The sequence below is a fragment of the Actinomadura graeca genome (assembly GCF_019175365.1).
GTDB lineage: Bacteria > Actinomycetota > Actinomycetes > Streptosporangiales > Streptosporangiaceae > Spirillospora > Spirillospora graeca.
The window spans coordinates 782881-798033 of record NZ_CP059572.1; the positions used below are offsets into that span (position 1 = coordinate 782881).

The 15153-nt window shown below is 74.5% G+C and carries 16 protein-coding genes; 6 read left to right on the top strand and 10 right to left on the bottom strand.

All coding sequences use genetic code 11. The features are described 5' to 3' along the window. On the bottom strand, positions 1-402 hold the full coding sequence (locus AGRA3207_RS03810) for a thiol-disulfide oxidoreductase DCC family protein (protein ID WP_231333160.1): 402 nt from the start codon (positions 400-402) through the stop codon (positions 1-3). A 34-nt stretch (positions 403-436) separates the two neighbouring features. Further along, the gene (locus AGRA3207_RS03815) at positions 437-1090 is read right to left on the bottom strand and encodes an HIT family protein (protein ID WP_420830863.1); all 654 of its coding nucleotides are present in this window, start codon (positions 1088-1090) and stop codon (positions 437-439) included. 174 nt (positions 1091-1264) lie between these two features. Between AGRA3207_RS03815 and AGRA3207_RS03820 the strand changes: the two genes are divergently transcribed. Then, on the top strand, positions 1265-2008 hold the full coding sequence (locus tag AGRA3207_RS03820; RefSeq protein WP_231333161.1) for an Asp23/Gls24 family envelope stress response protein: 744 nt from the start codon (positions 1265-1267) through the stop codon (positions 2006-2008). An 8-nt stretch (positions 2009-2016) separates the two neighbouring features. Here the strand turns inward: AGRA3207_RS03820 and AGRA3207_RS03825 are convergent, their stop codons facing one another. The 6 genes from AGRA3207_RS03825 to AGRA3207_RS40180 form a co-directional block, all read right to left on the bottom strand. Then, positions 2017-2625 (bottom strand): hypothetical protein, encoded by a 609-nt coding sequence (locus AGRA3207_RS03825; RefSeq protein ID WP_231333162.1) that lies wholly within the window; start codon positions 2623-2625, stop codon positions 2017-2019. 48 nt (positions 2626-2673) lie between these two features. Then, complete coding sequence (thrS, locus tag AGRA3207_RS03830; RefSeq protein WP_231333163.1) at positions 2674-4659, bottom strand: threonine--tRNA ligase; 1986 nt, start codon at positions 4657-4659, stop codon at positions 2674-2676. Between the two features lie 178 nt (positions 4660-4837). Then, positions 4838-6292 carry a sugar porter family MFS transporter gene (locus AGRA3207_RS03835; RefSeq protein WP_420830864.1) on the bottom strand — a complete coding sequence of 485 codons (1455 nt, stop codon included), beginning with the start codon at positions 6290-6292 and terminating at the stop codon, positions 4838-4840. A gap of 86 nt (positions 6293-6378) precedes the next feature. Beyond that, positions 6379-7011, bottom strand: a complete 633-nt coding sequence (locus tag AGRA3207_RS03840; RefSeq protein ID WP_231333164.1) for a class I SAM-dependent methyltransferase — start codon at positions 7009-7011, stop codon at positions 6379-6381. 102 nt (positions 7012-7113) lie between these two features. After that, positions 7114-7602 carry a cysteine dioxygenase gene (locus AGRA3207_RS03845; protein ID WP_231333165.1) on the bottom strand — a complete coding sequence of 163 codons (489 nt, stop codon included), beginning with the start codon at positions 7600-7602 and terminating at the stop codon, positions 7114-7116. A 40-nt stretch (positions 7603-7642) separates the two neighbouring features. Further along, positions 7643-7744, bottom strand: a complete 102-nt coding sequence (locus AGRA3207_RS40180) for a putative leader peptide (protein ID WP_420830865.1) — start codon at positions 7742-7744, stop codon at positions 7643-7645. A 136-nt stretch (positions 7745-7880) separates the two neighbouring features. Between AGRA3207_RS40180 and AGRA3207_RS03850 the strand changes: the two genes are divergently transcribed. Beyond that, a complete protein-coding gene (locus AGRA3207_RS03850; protein ID WP_231333166.1) occupies positions 7881-9134 on the top strand; it encodes a sensor histidine kinase in 1254 nt (417 codons plus the stop codon). A gap of 60 nt (positions 9135-9194) precedes the next feature. Continuing rightward, positions 9195-9833, top strand: coding sequence for a LuxR C-terminal-related transcriptional regulator (locus tag AGRA3207_RS03855; RefSeq protein ID WP_231336225.1), 639 nt, complete (start codon positions 9195-9197; stop codon positions 9831-9833). 7 nt (positions 9834-9840) lie between these two features. Here the strand turns inward: AGRA3207_RS03855 and AGRA3207_RS03860 are convergent, their stop codons facing one another. Next, entirely contained in the window at positions 9841-10797 is a 957-nt protein-coding gene (locus tag AGRA3207_RS03860; protein ID WP_231333167.1) for a quinone oxidoreductase family protein, read from the bottom strand. Positions 10798-10876: 79 nt separating this feature from the next. Here AGRA3207_RS03860 and AGRA3207_RS03865 point away from each other — a divergent pair, with 79 nt between their 5' ends. Next, on the top strand, positions 10877-12100 hold the full coding sequence (locus AGRA3207_RS03865) for an acyl-CoA dehydrogenase family protein (protein WP_231333168.1): 1224 nt from the start codon (positions 10877-10879) through the stop codon (positions 12098-12100). Then, on the top strand, positions 12097-12771 hold the full coding sequence (locus AGRA3207_RS03870) for a TetR/AcrR family transcriptional regulator (protein WP_231333169.1): 675 nt from the start codon (positions 12097-12099) through the stop codon (positions 12769-12771). Before AGRA3207_RS03865 ends, AGRA3207_RS03870 begins: the two co-directional genes overlap by 4 nt. A gap of 40 nt (positions 12772-12811) precedes the next feature. On the opposite strand, the gene AGRA3207_RS03875 is transcribed toward AGRA3207_RS03870, so the two are convergent. Continuing rightward, positions 12812-13843, bottom strand: coding sequence for an ROK family transcriptional regulator (locus AGRA3207_RS03875; protein WP_231333170.1), 1032 nt, complete (start codon positions 13841-13843; stop codon positions 12812-12814). A gap of 74 nt (positions 13844-13917) precedes the next feature. Here AGRA3207_RS03875 and AGRA3207_RS03880 point away from each other — a divergent pair, with 74 nt between their 5' ends. Continuing rightward, positions 13918-15150 carry an MFS transporter gene (locus tag AGRA3207_RS03880; protein ID WP_231333171.1) on the top strand — a complete coding sequence of 411 codons (1233 nt, stop codon included), beginning with the start codon at positions 13918-13920 and terminating at the stop codon, positions 15148-15150. The last annotated feature ends 3 nt before the right edge of the window (positions 15151-15153 follow it).

A 15153-nucleotide genomic window follows, 5' to 3' on the forward strand; every position in this document is an offset into this window, starting at 1 on the left:
TCAGTCCGCCGCGCCGGGCCGGCCCGCCGGCGGGAGCATGCAGGCGGCCGTGCCGCCCGGCATCCGGTGCCGGTTGTCCGCGACGAGCCGGTACACGAGGTGGGCCGCCCAGCTGACCGGCGGGACGCGCATCACGACGCCGGCCGCCCGCCAGAGGCCGCCCGCGTCGGTCAGCAGCCGCCCGATCGCCTCCGCGCCGCCGGAGACCCGCCCGGCCCGGTCGATCCACAGCACCTCGTGCCGGGCCCGCTCCGCCGTGGTGCCGAGCGCGTCGAGGTCGGCGAACTGGAAGGCGACGATCGTGGCGTCCACGGGGACCCGCCGCTCCAGGAACCGCACCGAGGACGTGCAGAACCCGCAGTCCCCGTCGTACACCAGCACGGGCCGCTCCCGCGTGGTCATGATGTCCCCTCTCCGCGTCGCCGCCCGCGTCCGCTCACGCGTCCCTCCCGGGTTCGTCCTGGACGTCCTGGGGCCAGGCGTCGGCGAGCAGCTGCCGGGTGTCGCGCAGCAGCTGCGGGAGGACCTTGGTGTGCCCGACGACGGGCATGAAGTTGGTGTCGCCGCCCCAGCGCGGCACGACGTGCTGGTGCAGGTGCGCGGCGATGCCCGCGCCCGCCACCAGGCCGAGGTTCATGCCGACGTTGAACCCCTGCGCGCCGCTGGCCTTGCGCAGCGCCGAAAGGGCCCGCTGGGTGAACACGGCCAGCTCTCGGTACTCCGGCCCGTCCAGGTCGGCGTAGTCGGCGACGTGCCGGTACGGGACGACCATGAGGTGCCCCGAGTTGTAGGGGTAGAGGTTCAGGACCGCGAACACCGACGTGCCGCGCGCGACGACCAGGCCGTCCTCGTCGGACATCCCGGGGATCACGCAGAACGGGCAGCCCTCGCCCGCGCCCGCGCCGGTCGGCTTGTTCTCGCCCTTGATGTAGGCCATGCGGTGGGGGGTCCACAGCCGCTGGAAGTTGTCGGGCGCGCCCGCGCCGCCCCTGTGCTCCTCGAAGCGGGGGCCGCTCTCGTTCCCGGGGCCCGCCCCGGACGCGTCGTCGCGTCCCTCGTGGACAACGGGCTTCTCCGGCTCTGCGCTCAAGGCGGCGGTCTCCTTTTGTTCACGGCCTGACCAGCAGCATAGAGAGGGACGCCCGCCGTCCTGTAGCCGGGATCCCCCGCGGGGACGGGGACGCGCCCGCAAATCCCCACTTCCGTGACGTCTCACGGCCCGCTCCGACACCATGGGTCACCTCACCGACCGCAGGGAGCGATCATGACGGACCTCGACAAGGGCGGCGCCGCGACCGGCGGGGAGCCGCAAGCCGAGGCCGGCCCACAGCCGTACTTCCCCGGACCTCCCGGCCTGTCCGGGCCGCCGACGCCCTCGGGCACGCCTCTCTCGGCCCCTCCCCCGGCCTCACCGGGGCTTTCGCTGCCGGGAGTGACCCTGCCGGGCACGTCCCCCCACAGCCCGGCCACACACGGCCCGCCCACACCGGGCCCGGTCACGCACGATCCGTCCTCCCATAGTCCGTCCTCCCACACGCTCTCGCCGCCTGTCACGCCGACGCCGCACGCGCCGGTGTCGCCCGCCGTGCCGCTCCACGGGGGCGGCCCGTCCGCCGGGGAGCGGACGGCGGAGGCGCAGGCCGGCGGGGACGGGGCGCCGGTGGACGGCCGTATCACGATCGAGGACGAGGTGATCGAGAAGATCGCCACGCTGGCCGCGCTGGAGGTGCCGGGGGTCGTCGGCCTCGCCGGGCGGCCCGGGCCCGACGAGCGGCGCGGCGCCGGGGGCGTCCGGGTCCGGCTGCACGGGGACGAGGTGACGCTCGACCTCGGCATCGCGGTCGGATACGGCAATGTGATCATGGAGGTGGCGCGGGTGGTGAAGTCCAACGTCGCGCGGGTCGCGGGGCTGATGCTCGGGATGAGGGTCGTGGCGGTCAACGTCGCGGTCGAGGACGTCCGCGTGACCGCGGAGGCCCCTCCCCTCCCGGGTACGGCCGCGCACTAGCCCGCGGCTCAGGCGGCGGCGCGGGCGTGGCAGGTCTGCACGGCCGTGCCCGCCGAGACGGTGGTGACCGTGACCCGCCGGACGAGGCGCGCCGTCACGCCCCGGAAATGGAAGGTGTGCGGCGCGCCGCCCCGGACGGCCGCCTGCTGGGACTGCGGCGCGTAGCCGCGGAGCGTGAGCTCGGCGCGGACCGCGCCGCCGGTGGCGGCGGTGATCACGACGTCGACGGCGTCCCCGGCCTCGCGGTAGAAGGCCGTCCCCCGCGGGCACCACGTGGTCTCCGTGCCGGAGCCGCCGCGGCCGGGCAGCGTGGGGCCGCCGCCGGTGCCGGGCCCCGCGCCGTCGTCCTGCGGGAGGACGGGCCCGGACGGCGCGCCGGTGGACGTGCCGCGCGGGACGTCCGCCGCGCCCGCCGGGCCGGGGGCGGCGGTCGTGCCGGAGCCCGGGAGGCCCCGCGTCCCGGCCGCGCCCGCGCCGTCACCGTCACGTCCGTCACCGTCGGCCAGCGGCATGAGCAGCACCACGACGGCCGCCGCCACGAGCAGCAGCGCGCCGCCGTACCCGGCGACCCGGGCGAGGACCGGCCGGGGCCCGCGTCCCCGCCTCGTGGGCTTCATCCGCGTCTCCCCGGTCGTGGCACGTGGGCCGTCGAGGTTACCAGCCGGTCATATCTGGATGCGCGCCTCGACGGCCTTCACGATCTCCTCGACGGCCTCGTCGAGGGGGACGCCGTTCTTCTGCTCGCCGTTGCGGTACCGGAACGACACCGCGTCCTTGGCGACGTCGTCGTCGCCCGCGAGCAGCATGTACGGGACCTTCTGCTTCTGCGCGTTGCGGATCTTCTTCTGCATCCGGTCGGACGAGGCGTCCACCTCGACGCGGATCCCGCGCTCGCGCAGCCGCTCGGCGACCCTGTCCAGGTGCGGGACGTGCGCGTCGCCGATCGGGATGCCGACGGCCTGCACCGGCGCCAGCCACGGCGGCATCGCGCCCGCGTAGTGCTCCAGCAGGACGCCGAAGAACCGCTCGATCGACCCGAACAGCGCCCGGTGGATCATGATGGGGCGCCGCCGGGTGCCGTCGGCCGCCTGGTACTCCAGGCCGAACCGCTTGGGCTGGTTGAAGTCGACCTGGATGGTGGACAGCTGCCAGGTCCGGCCGATCGCGTCCTTGGCCTGCACGGAGATCTTCGGGCCGTAGAACGCGGCGCCGCCCGGGTCGGCGACGAGGTCGAGGCCGGACTCGTCGGCGGCCTTGCGGAGCGCCCCGGTCGCCTCCTCCCAGTCGGCGGCCTCGCCGATGAACTTGGGCGAGTCGTCGCGGGTGGACAGCTCCAGGTAGAACTCGTCCAGCCCGTAGTCGCGCAGCAGGTCCAGGACGAAGGAGAGCAGGTTCTTGAGCTCGCCGCCCATCTGCTCCTTGGTGCAGTAGATGTGCGCGTCGTCCTGGGTCATGCCGCGGACGCGGGTGAGGCCGTGCACCACGCCCGACTTCTCGAACCGGTACACCGAGCCGAACTCGAACAGCCGCAGCGGCAGCTCACGGTAGGACCGCCCGCGCGCCCGGTAGACGAGGTTGTGCATCGGGCAGTTCATCGGCTTGAGGTAGTAGTCGCCGCCGTCCACCTCCATGGGCGGGAACATGTCGTCCTTGTACCAGCCGAGGTGCCCGGAGACCTCGAACAGGTCGCCCTTGGTGATGTGGGGGGTGTTGACGAACTCGTAGCCGCCCGCCTCGTGCCGGCGCCGCGAGTAGTCCTCCATGACGCGGCGGACGACGCCGCCCTTGGGGTGGAAGACCGCGAGGCCGCTGCCGATCTCGGCGGGGAAGGAGAACAGGTCGAGCTCGGCGCCGAGCCTGCGGTGGTCGCGCTTCTCGGCCTCCTCCAGGAACCTCAGGTACTCGTCCTGCCTCTCGCGGGACTCCCAGGCGGTGCCGTAAATGCGCTGGAGCTGCGGGTTCTTCTCGCTGCCGCGCCAGTAGGCGCCGCCGGTCCGCATCAGCTTGAACGCCGGGATGACCCGGGTGGTCGGCAGGTGCGGGCCCCGGCACAGGTCCTTCCAGCGCAGTTCGCCGGACTTGGCGTCGAGGTTGTCGTAGATGGTCAGCTCGCCGCCGCCGACCTCGACGTCCGCACCGTCGGCCGCGTCCTGGACGGGCCCGGCGCCCTTGAGGCCGATGAGCTCCAGCTTGTACGGCTCGGCGGACAGCTCGGCGCGGGCCTCCTCGTCGGAGACGGGGCGCCGGGAGAACCGCTGCCCCTGCTTGACGATCTCCCGCATGCGCTTCTCGATGCGCTTGAGGTCGTCGGGGGTGAACGGCTCGGCGACGTCGAAGTCGTAGTAGAAGCCGTTCTCCACCGGCGGGCCGATCCCGAGCCTGGCGTCCGGGAACAGCTCCTGGACGGCCTGCGCCATCACGTGCGCCGCCGAGTGCCGCATGATGGCCCGGCCGTCGTCCGAGCCGATCTCCACCGGCTCCACGGCGTCGCCGTCGCGCAGCCCTCCGGCGAGGTCGCGCAGCTCGCCGTTGACCCGGGCGGCGATCACGGAGCGGCCGTCGGCCTCCAGCGCCTCCCCCGCGGTCGTGCCGGCGGGCACCACGCGCTCGCTGCCTCCGAGGGTGATGCGCAGATCGGACACGGTGGACACGGGAACTCCTCGTGATGGTGGTCGGAAAGCCGTGAGGCCCCGGGATCGCTCCCGGGGCCTCAACCGCGTGCAATGTCAGGACATGCGGCCGTCACGCCGGGGTGGGCCCGGCGTCGTCGTCTCCGGCACGGCTCGCATGGTGCCACTCTAGCCGACGCCCGCGCGCACGCGCATTCCCTTACGCGCGGGCGGACGGCGAGGCGAGGCCGTCCATGTCCTCCAGCTCCCGGCCCTTGGTCTCCGGGACGGCGCGCTTCACGAACAGCAGCGCGAGCACCGAGAACAGCGCGTACACGCCGTACGCGAGCCCGAGGGAGATGCCGGAGATGCCGGGGAAGGTGGTGGTGATCACCCAGTTGGCGATCCACTGCGCCGCCGCCGCGACCGCCAGCGCCGAGGCGCGGATGAAGTTGTTGAACATCTCCCCCAGCATCACCCATACGACCGGGCCCCACGTCGCGGCGAACGCGAACACGTAGAGGTTGGCGGCCACGAGCGCGACCGGCCCGGCGACGTCGCCGAGGTGCGGATCGCCGTCCACGACGGGCGCGGTGGCGAAGCAGACCGTGAGGGTGGCGAGGGTGAGCGCCATCCCGGCGGCGCCGGCGAGCAGCAGCGGCCGCCGCCCGACCCGGTCGACCAGCGCGATGGCCACCAGCGTGGACACCACGTTCACCACCGAGTTGATCACGGATGTGAGCATGGCGTCGCTCTCGCTCAGCCCGGCCGCCTGCCACAGGGAGAACGAGTAGTAGAAGATCACGTTGATGCCCACGAACTGCTGGAACACCGACAGCAGGATGCCGATCCACACGATCGGCATCAGCCCGAACCGGGGGCCGCGCAGGTCCCTCGGCCGGATGGGGCGGTCACCCGCGATGGACCGGACGATCTCGCCGAGCTTCGCTTCGACGTCGCCTCCCATGACCCTCGTGAGCACCTGCCGCGCCCGGGCCACTTCGTGCTTTTTGACCAGGTAGCGCGGCGACTCGGGGATCGCCTTGGCGATCACGCCGTAGGTGACGGCGGGCACGACGGTGCTCCCGAACATCCACCGCCACGCGCCGCCGCCCCAGGGGAACGTTCCAGTCGCACCGCCGTCGGACGCGCGGGCGATGAGGTAGTCGACCACCAGTGCGGTGAAGATGCCGAGCACGATCGCCATCTGCTGGAGCGAGCCGAGGCGGCCGCGCAGTTCGGCGGGCGAGATCTCGGCGATGTAGGCGGGGGCGATGACGGAGGCCGCGCCGATCGCGCAGCCGGCGGCCACCCGGAAGAAGGTGAGGTCGGCCGCGCTGAAGGCCAGCGCCGAGCCGAGCGAGCTCACCACGAACAGCGCCGAGGCGATCTGCATGACCCGCACCCGGCCGACGCGGTCGCTCAGCGGACCGGCGAACCAGGCCCCGACCGCGCAGCCTGGCAGCGCCGCCGAGACCACGAGGCCCAGCACGAACGAGCTGAGGTGGAACTCATCCTTGAGCGCGCCGACCGTTCCGTTGATCACCGAGGTGTCGTAGCCGAACAGGAATCCGCCGAACGCCGCGGCGCTCGCCAGCATGACGGCGGTGGCGGCCGGGCGCGACGACTGGGGTTGCTCCGGAGAGTGACGTCGTCCGCTACTCGCTGTAGTCATGCCTGGCAGCCTCGCAGGTAGGAGGGCCATTTGCGAGCAGGCCACCCGGAGGGGCCGGACCCTTTACGGGCGAGGCCCGGGCACGGTCAGTCCCGGACGGCCACGCCGATCACGTGCGGGGAGGCCGGGTTGGGCAGCCGGCCGGGCGGGAACTCGAACCGGCGCTCGCCGCGGACGGTGAAGCCGCTGCCGGCGATGTACTCGTCCGTGCGGCGGGACACGTGGCAGCCGCCGGCGACCAGCGGCCAGGCCAGGTCGGCGTACCGCTGGAAGCGGATCTTGCGGGCCGTCCCGCCGCGGACGTGCTCGTAGTAGCGCAGCTCGCCGCCGGGCCTGAGCACGCGCCGCATCTCGGCCAGCGCGCGGACGGGGTCGCGCACCGAGCACAGCACCAGCGACGCCACGGCGACGTCGAACGACGCGTCGTCCAGGTCCAGGGACTCGGCGAGGCCCGGGCGCACCGACACCGGGACCGGCGCCCGGGCGGCCGCGGTCACGGCCATGCCGCGCAGCCGCGGCTCGGGCTCCAGCGCGATCACCTCGGTCACGGCGGCCGGGTAGTGCGGGAAGTTCGCCCCGTACCCGGCGCCCACCTCCAGCACCCGGCCGGACGCCCCGTCCAGCAGCTCGGCGCGGTGGGCGTCGCCGCCCGCCTTCACGGAGGCGGCGTCCAGGCGCGGGTAGAGCCGGGCGAAGATCGGATGCCTGAGATCGGTCATCCCCGCAGTGTCCGTCCCCCCGCCGGGCACCGCAAGATCATCAGTGGGCTCCGGCAGCCCGCGGCCCGGTGGCGGCGGGCCGCGGACGAGGGACGGGACGGGTCACCAGTCCTCGGCGGACTCGTCCGCGAGCTGGACCAGGCCGCCCGAGGCGTCGAGGTCGTAGCGCCGCATGGACGACAGCGGCGGGGAGTACACGTGGACGCTCACCGCCGGGGCGTCGGAGGTGTTGCGGACGTCGTGCACGTAGTCGGGGCCGAACGAGCGGGCCTCGCCGGCGCCCACGTCCCGCGCCACGCGGACGCGGTGCTCGCGCAGCGTCCCGAGGGCGACCGCGAAGGCCCCGGACGAGCCGCCGTGGTCGTGGAACCCGGTCGACTGGCCGGGCAGCCAGCTGATCACCCAGACCTCGTGGTCGGCGTCCTGGTGGAGCCGCTCGTACCAGCGGCCCTCGGGGTCCAGCCGGACCCGGTGCAGCCACTGCCCGGAGTCGCGGGCGAGTTCGCGGGCGCGCTCGGCCAGCCGCGGCGGCGCGAACGGCGCGGTGGCGGGCGGCTTCGCGGGCGTGCTCGATTCGGTGATGACGGTCATGCGGTCGGCTCCTCGCGGTGTGGTCGGCGTCCTGGCGGGCTCAGCGGGACGGCCGGCGACACAGCGCGCTGGCCTGGCGGCGCAGGTCGACGTGCAGGCGCTCGTGGAGACTGGTGAACGTCACACCCCGAGCCTGACCCATATTCCCTACAAAGTCAATCGGGATTGGTCAGAAGGTCACGGGGGCGCTGCTCATGCCTGATACCCAGGGAGCGGATCGGATCTCCCTCCTCCGGGCCAGTCCGTTTCGGCGCCGCGCGTCCTAGGCTCGCAGTCAAATGAACGAACCATCGCGCTCCGAGACCGGCAGGCGGGTCAGGCTGGTGCGGGGCATCAGCGCGGCCCTCGTGCCGGGCCACGACGACCCGGCCGTCACCCTGCTGCCGCGGCGGATGCTGCTGCGGGTGCCGATCCTGCTGTTCCTGCTGGCCATGACCATCGGCTTCACCGCCGGGTCGATCGCCATCGCGACCCAGGTGTACCACGTCGACACCGGCTGGGCCTGGCCGCTCGGCATCCTGCAGGCGGCCCCGCTGGTCTTCGCGGCCCGGTGGCCGCTGGCGGCCTGGCGCGTCGCGGGGGTGGGGCTGCTGCTGACGGTCGTGGTCCGGCACGGCGTGGGCTTCATGCCGTGGCCGGTCACCGCGATCCTCGCGCTGATCGTCATCCTGTTCTTCGCGGGCGTCGGCTGCGACCGCCAGACCACCCTCGGCGTGGGCGCGGTCACCATCGTCGGGACGCTCGTGCCCGCCGTGCTGTTCGGGATGCCGGGCTGGTTCGGGATGATCCTCGCCGGCATCGTGGTGGTCGCCCTCACCTTCGGCGACGCGGTCGGGGGCCGCCACTCGGCCGTGGAGGAGCTGCGCCGGCGCGAGGAGCAGCACCGCCAGGACCTGGCCCGTCAGGCGGTGCTGGAGGAGCGCGCCCGCATCGCCCGCGAGCTGCACGACGTGGTGGCGCACCACATGTCGGTGATCGCGATGCAGGCCGAGGCCGCCCCGTACAAGATCCCGGACCTGCCGGAGGCGGCGCGGCAGACGTTCGGGGTGGTCCGCGACGCCGCCCGCGAGGCGCTCACCGAGACCCGCCGCGTGGTGGGGCTGCTGCGCTCCGACGACGAGGGCGCCGAGCGCGCGCCGCAGCCCGGCCTCGACCGGCTGGACGACCTGGCCGCGACCGCCCGCCGCTACGGCCTGTCGGTCGCCACCGTGATCGTCGGGATGCCGCGGCCGCTGGACGCCGGTGTGGACCTGTCGGCGTTCCGCATCGTCCAGGAGTCGCTGAGCAACGCCGCCCGGTACGCGCCGGGCTCGCGCGTGCACGTGGAGATCAAGTACGGGACGGCCACGCTGACGGTCGCGGTCACCGACGACGGGGCCCGCACCACGCCGGAGGAGTCGCACGGCGGCGGCCACGGCCTGGTCGGGATGCGCGAGCGCGTGACGATGCTGGGCGGCAGCCTGTCGGCGGGCGCCCGCGACTCCGGCGGCTGGGAGGTGGTCGCCGAGCTGCCCTACGGGGACGCGGGCTGAACCCGGTGCCCGTAGGGTGCTGTCGTGACGATTCGGGTGCTGATCGCCGATGACCAGGTGATGATCCGCGACGGGCTCGCGGCGCTGCTGTCCTCCGACCCCGAGATCGAGGTGATCGGGCAGGCGGGCAACGGCCGCGAGGCGGTGACGATGGCCCGCGAGCTCGACCCGGACGTGATCGTGATGGACATCCGGATGCCGGAGATGGACGGGCTGGCCGCCACCGCCGAGCTGATCGGCGAGCCCGCCGCCGACGCCGACCCCGCGGGGACGCGGCCCAAGGTGCTGGTGCTCACCACCTTCGACCTGGACGAGTACGTCTACGAGGCGCTCGGCTCCGGCGCCAGCGGGTTCCTGCTGAAGGACGCCTCGGCCGCCGACCTGGTGAACGGCGTCCGGGTCGTGGCGGCGGGCGACGCGCTGCTGGCGCCGTCGATCACCCGGCGGCTGATCGGGGACTTCGCGCGGCGGCGGCGGCACCAGCGCCCGAGCCCGAACGCGACCGCCGGGCTGACCCCGCGCGAGCTGGACGTGCTGAGGCTGATCGCCCGGGGGCTGTCCAACGCCGAGATCGCCGGGGAGCTGGTCCTGGCCGAGCAGACGATCAAGACGCACGTCGGGCACGTGCTGACCAAGCTCGCGCTGCGCGACCGCACCCAGGCCGTCGTCTACGCCTACGAGAACGGCCTCGTCGGCTGATCCGGCGTCAGCGCGACGGATCGAGGACGAGCTTGCCCGTGGTGCGGCGGGCGCGCAGGTCCTCGTGGGCGCGCCGGGCCTCGGCGAGCCCGTACTCGCCGCCTCCCACCACCCGGAGGCGGCCGTCCGCCGCGAGCCCGAACAGCTCGTCCAGCGCGGCGCGCATCACGTCGCCGGGGAGCTGGAAGACGTGCGCGAGCCACATGCCCGCGATCGTGGTCGAGTGCGACAGCAGCGTGGCGGGCCGCACCGGCTCCGGCTCCTGCCGTGACGCCATCCCGTAGAAGGCCAGGCGCCCGAACGGGGCCAGGGCGCGCAGGCTCTGGTCGGTCACCGTGCCGCCCGTCATCTCCAGGACGACGTCGACGCGCCGCCCGCCGTTCGCCTCGATCAGCGCGTCCGTCAGATCGGGCACGCCCGGGTCGATCGCGGCGTCGGCGCCGAGCTCCAGCGCGAGCCGCCGCTTGGCCTCGGAGGACGCGGTGGCGATGATCCGCCCGGCGCCCCACGCCCGGGCGAGCTGGACGGCGAGCGTCCCGACCCCGCCCGCGGCGGCGTGCACGACGACCGACTCGCCCTGCGCCAGGTGGACGCTGCGGCGCAGCAGCAGCCACGCGGACGCACCCTGCACGATCATGCCGAGGGCGGTGAGGTCGTCGATGGCGTCCGGCACGTCCCAGGTGAGCGGGACGGGCGCGACGGCGCGCTCGGCGTAGCCTCCCGAGCCGACGAGGGCGACGACCCGGCGGCCGTCAGGGGCGGTGCCGACGACCTCCCCGCCGGGCACGAGCGGCAGCGACGCCTCGGCCAGGTAGCTGTTCTCGGCCTGGTGGGTGTCGGCGTAGTTGATCCCCGCCCTGGCCACGTCGATGAGCAGGTGCCCCGGGCCGGCGACCGGGTCGGGCAGCTCGGTGACGGTCAGCACCTCGGGGCCGCCGAACTCGGTGATCTGGATGGCGCGCATGACTCTCCTGTCGGTCGGACGGCCTGACCAGCGGGGCCCGGGAACCCTTGGTAACTTACTCGTCAGTTACCCTACTGGAATGGACTTCGGCTTGAGCGCGCGGGCGCGGGACCATCTCGGCCGCCTCCAGGACTTCATGGACTCCCACGTCTACCCCGCCGAGCCGGTCTACGCCGCCCAGCGGCGCGAGCTGCGGGCCGCGGGGCGCGAGCACCACGTCCCGCCGGTCGTCGAGGAGCTCAAGGCCGAGGCGCGCGGGCGCGGGCTCTGGAACCTGTTCCTCCCCGGCTGCGAGGACCCCGCGCACGGGCTGGGCGTCACCGATTACGCGCCCCTCGCCGAGGTCACCGGCCGCTCCCCCGTCCTCGCGCCGGAGGCCACCAACTGCGCCGCCCCCGACACCGGGAACATGGAGGTGCTGCACCTGTTCGGGACGCCCGAGCAGAAGGAACGGTGGCTCAGGCCGCTGCTGGACGGCGAGATCCGCAGCGCGTTCGCGATGACCGAGCCGGACGTCGCCAGCTCGGACGCCACCAACATCGCCACCCGGATCGAGCGTGACGGCGACCACTACGTCCTCAACGGGCGCAAATGGTGGATCACCGGCACCGCCGACCCGCGCTGCGCGGTCATGATCGTGATGGGCCGGACCGACCCCGAGGCCCACCCGTACCGGCGGCAGTCGATGGTGCTGGTGCCGCTGGACGCGCCGGGGGTGGAGGTCGTCCGCCCGCTGCCCGTCTTCGGCTACCAGGACCAGCACGGCCACTGCGAGATCACCCTGACCGACGTCCGCGTCCCGGTGGGCAACCTCGTCGGGGAGGAGGGCGGCGGCTTCGCCATCGCGCAGGCGCGGCTCGGCCCCGGGCGCGTCCACCACTGCATGCGCGCGATCGGGACGGCCGAGAGGGCGCTGGAGCTGATGTGCCGGCGGGCGCTGTCGCGCGAGGCGTTCGGCGGGCCCCTGGCCGGTCAGGGCGTCGTGCAGGCGCAGATCGCCGAGTCGCGGATGGCGATCGAGCAGGCGCGGCTGCTCACCCTGAAGACCGCGTGGCTGATCGACCGGCACGGCGTCCAGGCGGCCCGGTCCGAGGTCGCGGCGATCAAGGTGATCGCGCCGCGGGTCGCCCTGGACGTCGTCGACCGGGCCATCCAGGTGCACGGCGGCGCCGGGGTCGGCGACGACACGCCGCTCGCCGGGATGTGGGCGGGGCTGCGCACGCTGCGGCTGGCCGACGGCCCGGACGAGGTCCACGTCCGCTCCGTCGCCCGCCGCGAGCTGGCCCGCCACACCGGCGCATGACCGGCGGGGCGGGGGACGCGGCGCCCGGCGCGCGGCGGCGGATGCCGCACGCCCTGCGCCGCGAGAAGCTGCTCGCGGCGGCGCTCGCCGAGTTCGGCCGCCGCGGCTACCACGGGACGCAGATGGACCACGTCGCGGCGGCCGCGCGGGTCTCCAAGGCGCTGCTCTACCAGCACTTCGCCTCCAAGGAGGTGCTGTTCGCCGAGGTGACCGGGTCGATCGTCGCCGGGCTCACGGCGCGGCTGGACGAGGCGGTGGCGGCCGGGCAGGGCTCCGCGGAGGGCGTCCGGGCGATGGTCCGGGTGCTGTTCGACCACGCCACCGACGAACCGGACGCGTGGGCGCTGCTGGTCCGCCATCTCGACAAGCCCGAAGCGGGCCTGGAGCTGCGGGAGCTGCGGGAGCTGCGCGACCGGCTCGGCGCCGTGCTCGCCGCGCTGCTGCTGCGTCGCCGCCGCGCCGATCCCGGCCTGTCCGCGGCGGCGCTGGCGGTGAACGAGCACCGGGCGCGGCTGCTCGTCCCGCTGATGTACGGGTCGATGCTGTCGATGGTCTCGTGGTGGCTGGAACATCCCGATACGCGGCGCGAGCACGCCGAGCAGATGGCCGTGGAGTTCATCTGGCTCGGCCTGGACCGCCTGCGCACCGGAGAGCGCCTGCCGAAGGCGTGAGGTCCCGCCGGGCCGCCCTGCCACGGGCCTGGGCGGAGGGTCACGCGCTCCCGAAGACGTCGTCGCGGGCGAGGTCGAGGGCGCTGAGGACGGCGCCGCGCAGGACGGCGTCGCCCTCGACGACGCTGGGACGCACCTCGGTGTCGGCGGGCGAGAGCGCGCCGAGCCGCTCGGCGACCAGGTCGGCGAGCCGCTCCCCGCCCCCGCGCCCCAGGGTCCCGCCGAGGACGACGAGGCCCGGGTCCAGGACGGCGACGAGCGCGAACACGCCCTCGACGATCGGGCCGGCGAGCTCCTCGGCCGCGAGTCCCCCGGCGACGCCCGCCTCCATCAGGTGGCAGAAGTCGGTGCCGGCGAACCTGAGCAGCCCGACCTCGCCCGCGCCGCCGGACGCGCCGCGCCGCAGCCGCCCGTCCAGGACCACCGCCGCGCCGATCCCGTCGTCCAGCCACAGGAGCGCGAAGTCGTCGCGGCCCGCGGCGGCGCCGTCGCGGTGCTCGGCGATGGCCGCCAGGTTCACCTCGTTCTCCAGGACGACCGGGGCGCCGAGCCGGTCCTCGATCGCCGTCCGCAGGTCGGGGCGCGCGCCGCGGAGCCCGCCGCAGGACGTCAGCCCGGTCCGCGGGTGGACGAGCCCGGGGGCGCCGACCACGACCGTGTGCGGGACGCGCCCGCCCGCCGCCTCCCGGACCGCCCCCGCGACGAGCGCGGCGATGTCCGGCTCCGGTCCCGGCGGCATCGCGGCCGTGGCCGATCCGTCCGGGTTCCCGGCGATGTCGGCGACGGCCACGTGCACCGCGTCGCGGCGCAGGTCCACCCCCGCCACGTGGGCGCGGCCGGCCACGAGCCCGTAGAGCCGGGCGTTCGGGCCGCGCCGGTCGGCGCCGGCCTCGCCGGTCACCTCGATCAGCCCGTCGGTGCGGAGCCGCTCGATCAGGTCGGAGACGGTCGGCCGGGACAGTCCGGTCAGCGTCCGCAACTGCGGCGCCGTCAGCGGGCCGCGGTCGAGCAGCAGGTCGAGCGCGAGCCGGTCGTTGATGGCGCGGGCCAGCGTCGGGGTGGCGGTCTTCACACCGACATATTAGTCAGGGTTCCTGCTTGATAACCTCTTTTCATCAGGAACCCTTCCTGTTAGTTTCTCGGACCATGAGCAACCGCAGTGCCATCAGCGTCGTCTTCGCCCTGCACGGGGCCGTGGCCGGGAGCCTGGCGACCCGCGTCCCCTGGATCCAGGACCATCTGGGGCTCGGGCCCACGATCCTCGGCATGGCCCTGCTCTGCCCTTCGATCGGCGCCTTCGCCGGGATGCCGATGGCCGGCCGGCTGGCGCACCGGTTCGGCGGGCGCGCCGCGACCCGCGTCCTGCTCGCGGCGTGGTGCGGCGTGCTCGCGCTGCCCGCGCTGGCACCGGCGCCCGCCTGGCTGTTCGCGGCGATGCTGCTCTACGGCGTCACCGCGGGCATGTGCGACGTCGTGATGAACGCGCACGCGCTGACGCTGGAACGGCGGCTGCGGCGTCCGATCATCTCCGGACTGCACGGCCTGTGGTGCGTCGGGAGCCTCGCCGCGGGCGGCCTCGGCGTCCTCGCGGCGCATGCCCGGATCGACGCCAGGCTGCACCTCGGCGCGCTCGCGGCGGCGCTGCTGGCCGCGGGGATCGTCGCCGGGCGCGGCCTGCTCCCGGACGGGACGGCCCCCGGCGCCCCCGCCCCGCGCCGGTTCGCCCTCCCCGGGCGGCCCATCCTGGCGATCGGCGCGGTCGGGTTCTGCGCCACCTTCGCCGAGGGCGCCAGCGCCGACTGGGCCGCGGTCTACCTCACCGAGGTCGCCGGGGCGGGCCCCGGCCTCGCCGCCGCCAGCTTCACGGTCTTCATGTCCTGCATGGCGGCGACGCGCCTCGCCGGTGACCGGCTCGTCCGCCGGGCGGGGCCGGTGGCGGTCGTCCGGGGCGGCGGGGTGCTCGCGGTCGCCGGCGGCGTGCTGGTCGTGGCCGCCCGCAGCCCGCTGCCCGGAATGATCGGGTTCGCTCTGATCGGCGTGGGCGTCGCGACCATCGTGCCGCTGGTCTTCGCGGCGGCCGGCAACGCCGGGCCGAGCGCCGGGGAGGGCGTGGCGGGCGTGGCGACGATCACCTACCTGTCGGGCCTGACGGCGCCGGCCGTCACCGGCTGGGCCGCCGGCGCCCTGTCCTACCCGGCCGCCTTCGCCATGATCACCGGGGTCGTGTCGCTCATGACCGTCGCGGCCGGGGCCCTGCGCCCGGGACGGGCGCCCGCCCCGGCGGTCTCCGGGCCCGGGGCCGAACCCGCGGCCGAACCCGCGCTGGACACCGAACGCCCCGGTCACCGCGGTGCGGTGCCGGGGCGCAGGACCGGATGAGCC

Coding starts and splice junctions, on each gene's coding strand:
- AGRA3207_RS03845 (WP_231333165.1), bottom strand. CDS start 7,602: ATGACCGTCATCACCGAATCGAGCACGCCCGCGAAGCCGCCCGCCACC.
- AGRA3207_RS03870 (WP_231333169.1), top strand. CDS start 12,097: ATGACCGGCGGGGCGGGGGACGCGGCGCCCGGCGCGCGGCGGCGGATG.
- AGRA3207_RS03860 (WP_231333167.1), bottom strand. CDS start 10,797: ATGCGCGCCATCCAGATCACCGAGTTCGGCGGCCCCGAGGTGCTGACC.
- AGRA3207_RS03835 (WP_420830864.1), bottom strand. CDS start 6,292: ATGACTACAGCGAGTAGCGGACGACGTCACTCTCCGGAGCAACCCCAG.
- AGRA3207_RS40180 (WP_420830865.1), bottom strand. CDS start 7,744: ATGGGTCAGGCTCGGGGTGTGACGTTCACCAGTCTCCACGAGCGCCTG.
- AGRA3207_RS03820 (WP_231333161.1), top strand. CDS start 1,265: ATGACGGACCTCGACAAGGGCGGCGCCGCGACCGGCGGGGAGCCGCAA.
- AGRA3207_RS03825 (WP_231333162.1), bottom strand. CDS start 2,625: ATGAAGCCCACGAGGCGGGGACGCGGGCCCCGGCCGGTCCTCGCCCGG.
- AGRA3207_RS03840 (WP_231333164.1), bottom strand. CDS start 7,011: ATGACCGATCTCAGGCATCCGATCTTCGCCCGGCTCTACCCGCGCCTG.
- AGRA3207_RS03880 (WP_231333171.1), top strand. CDS start 13,918: ATGAGCAACCGCAGTGCCATCAGCGTCGTCTTCGCCCTGCACGGGGCC.
- AGRA3207_RS03855 (WP_231336225.1), top strand. CDS start 9,195: ATGATCCGCGACGGGCTCGCGGCGCTGCTGTCCTCCGACCCCGAGATC.
- AGRA3207_RS03850 (WP_231333166.1), top strand. CDS start 7,881: ATGAACGAACCATCGCGCTCCGAGACCGGCAGGCGGGTCAGGCTGGTG.
- AGRA3207_RS03865 (WP_231333168.1), top strand. CDS start 10,877: ATGGACTTCGGCTTGAGCGCGCGGGCGCGGGACCATCTCGGCCGCCTC.
- AGRA3207_RS03810 (WP_231333160.1), bottom strand. CDS start 402: ATGACCACGCGGGAGCGGCCCGTGCTGGTGTACGACGGGGACTGCGGG.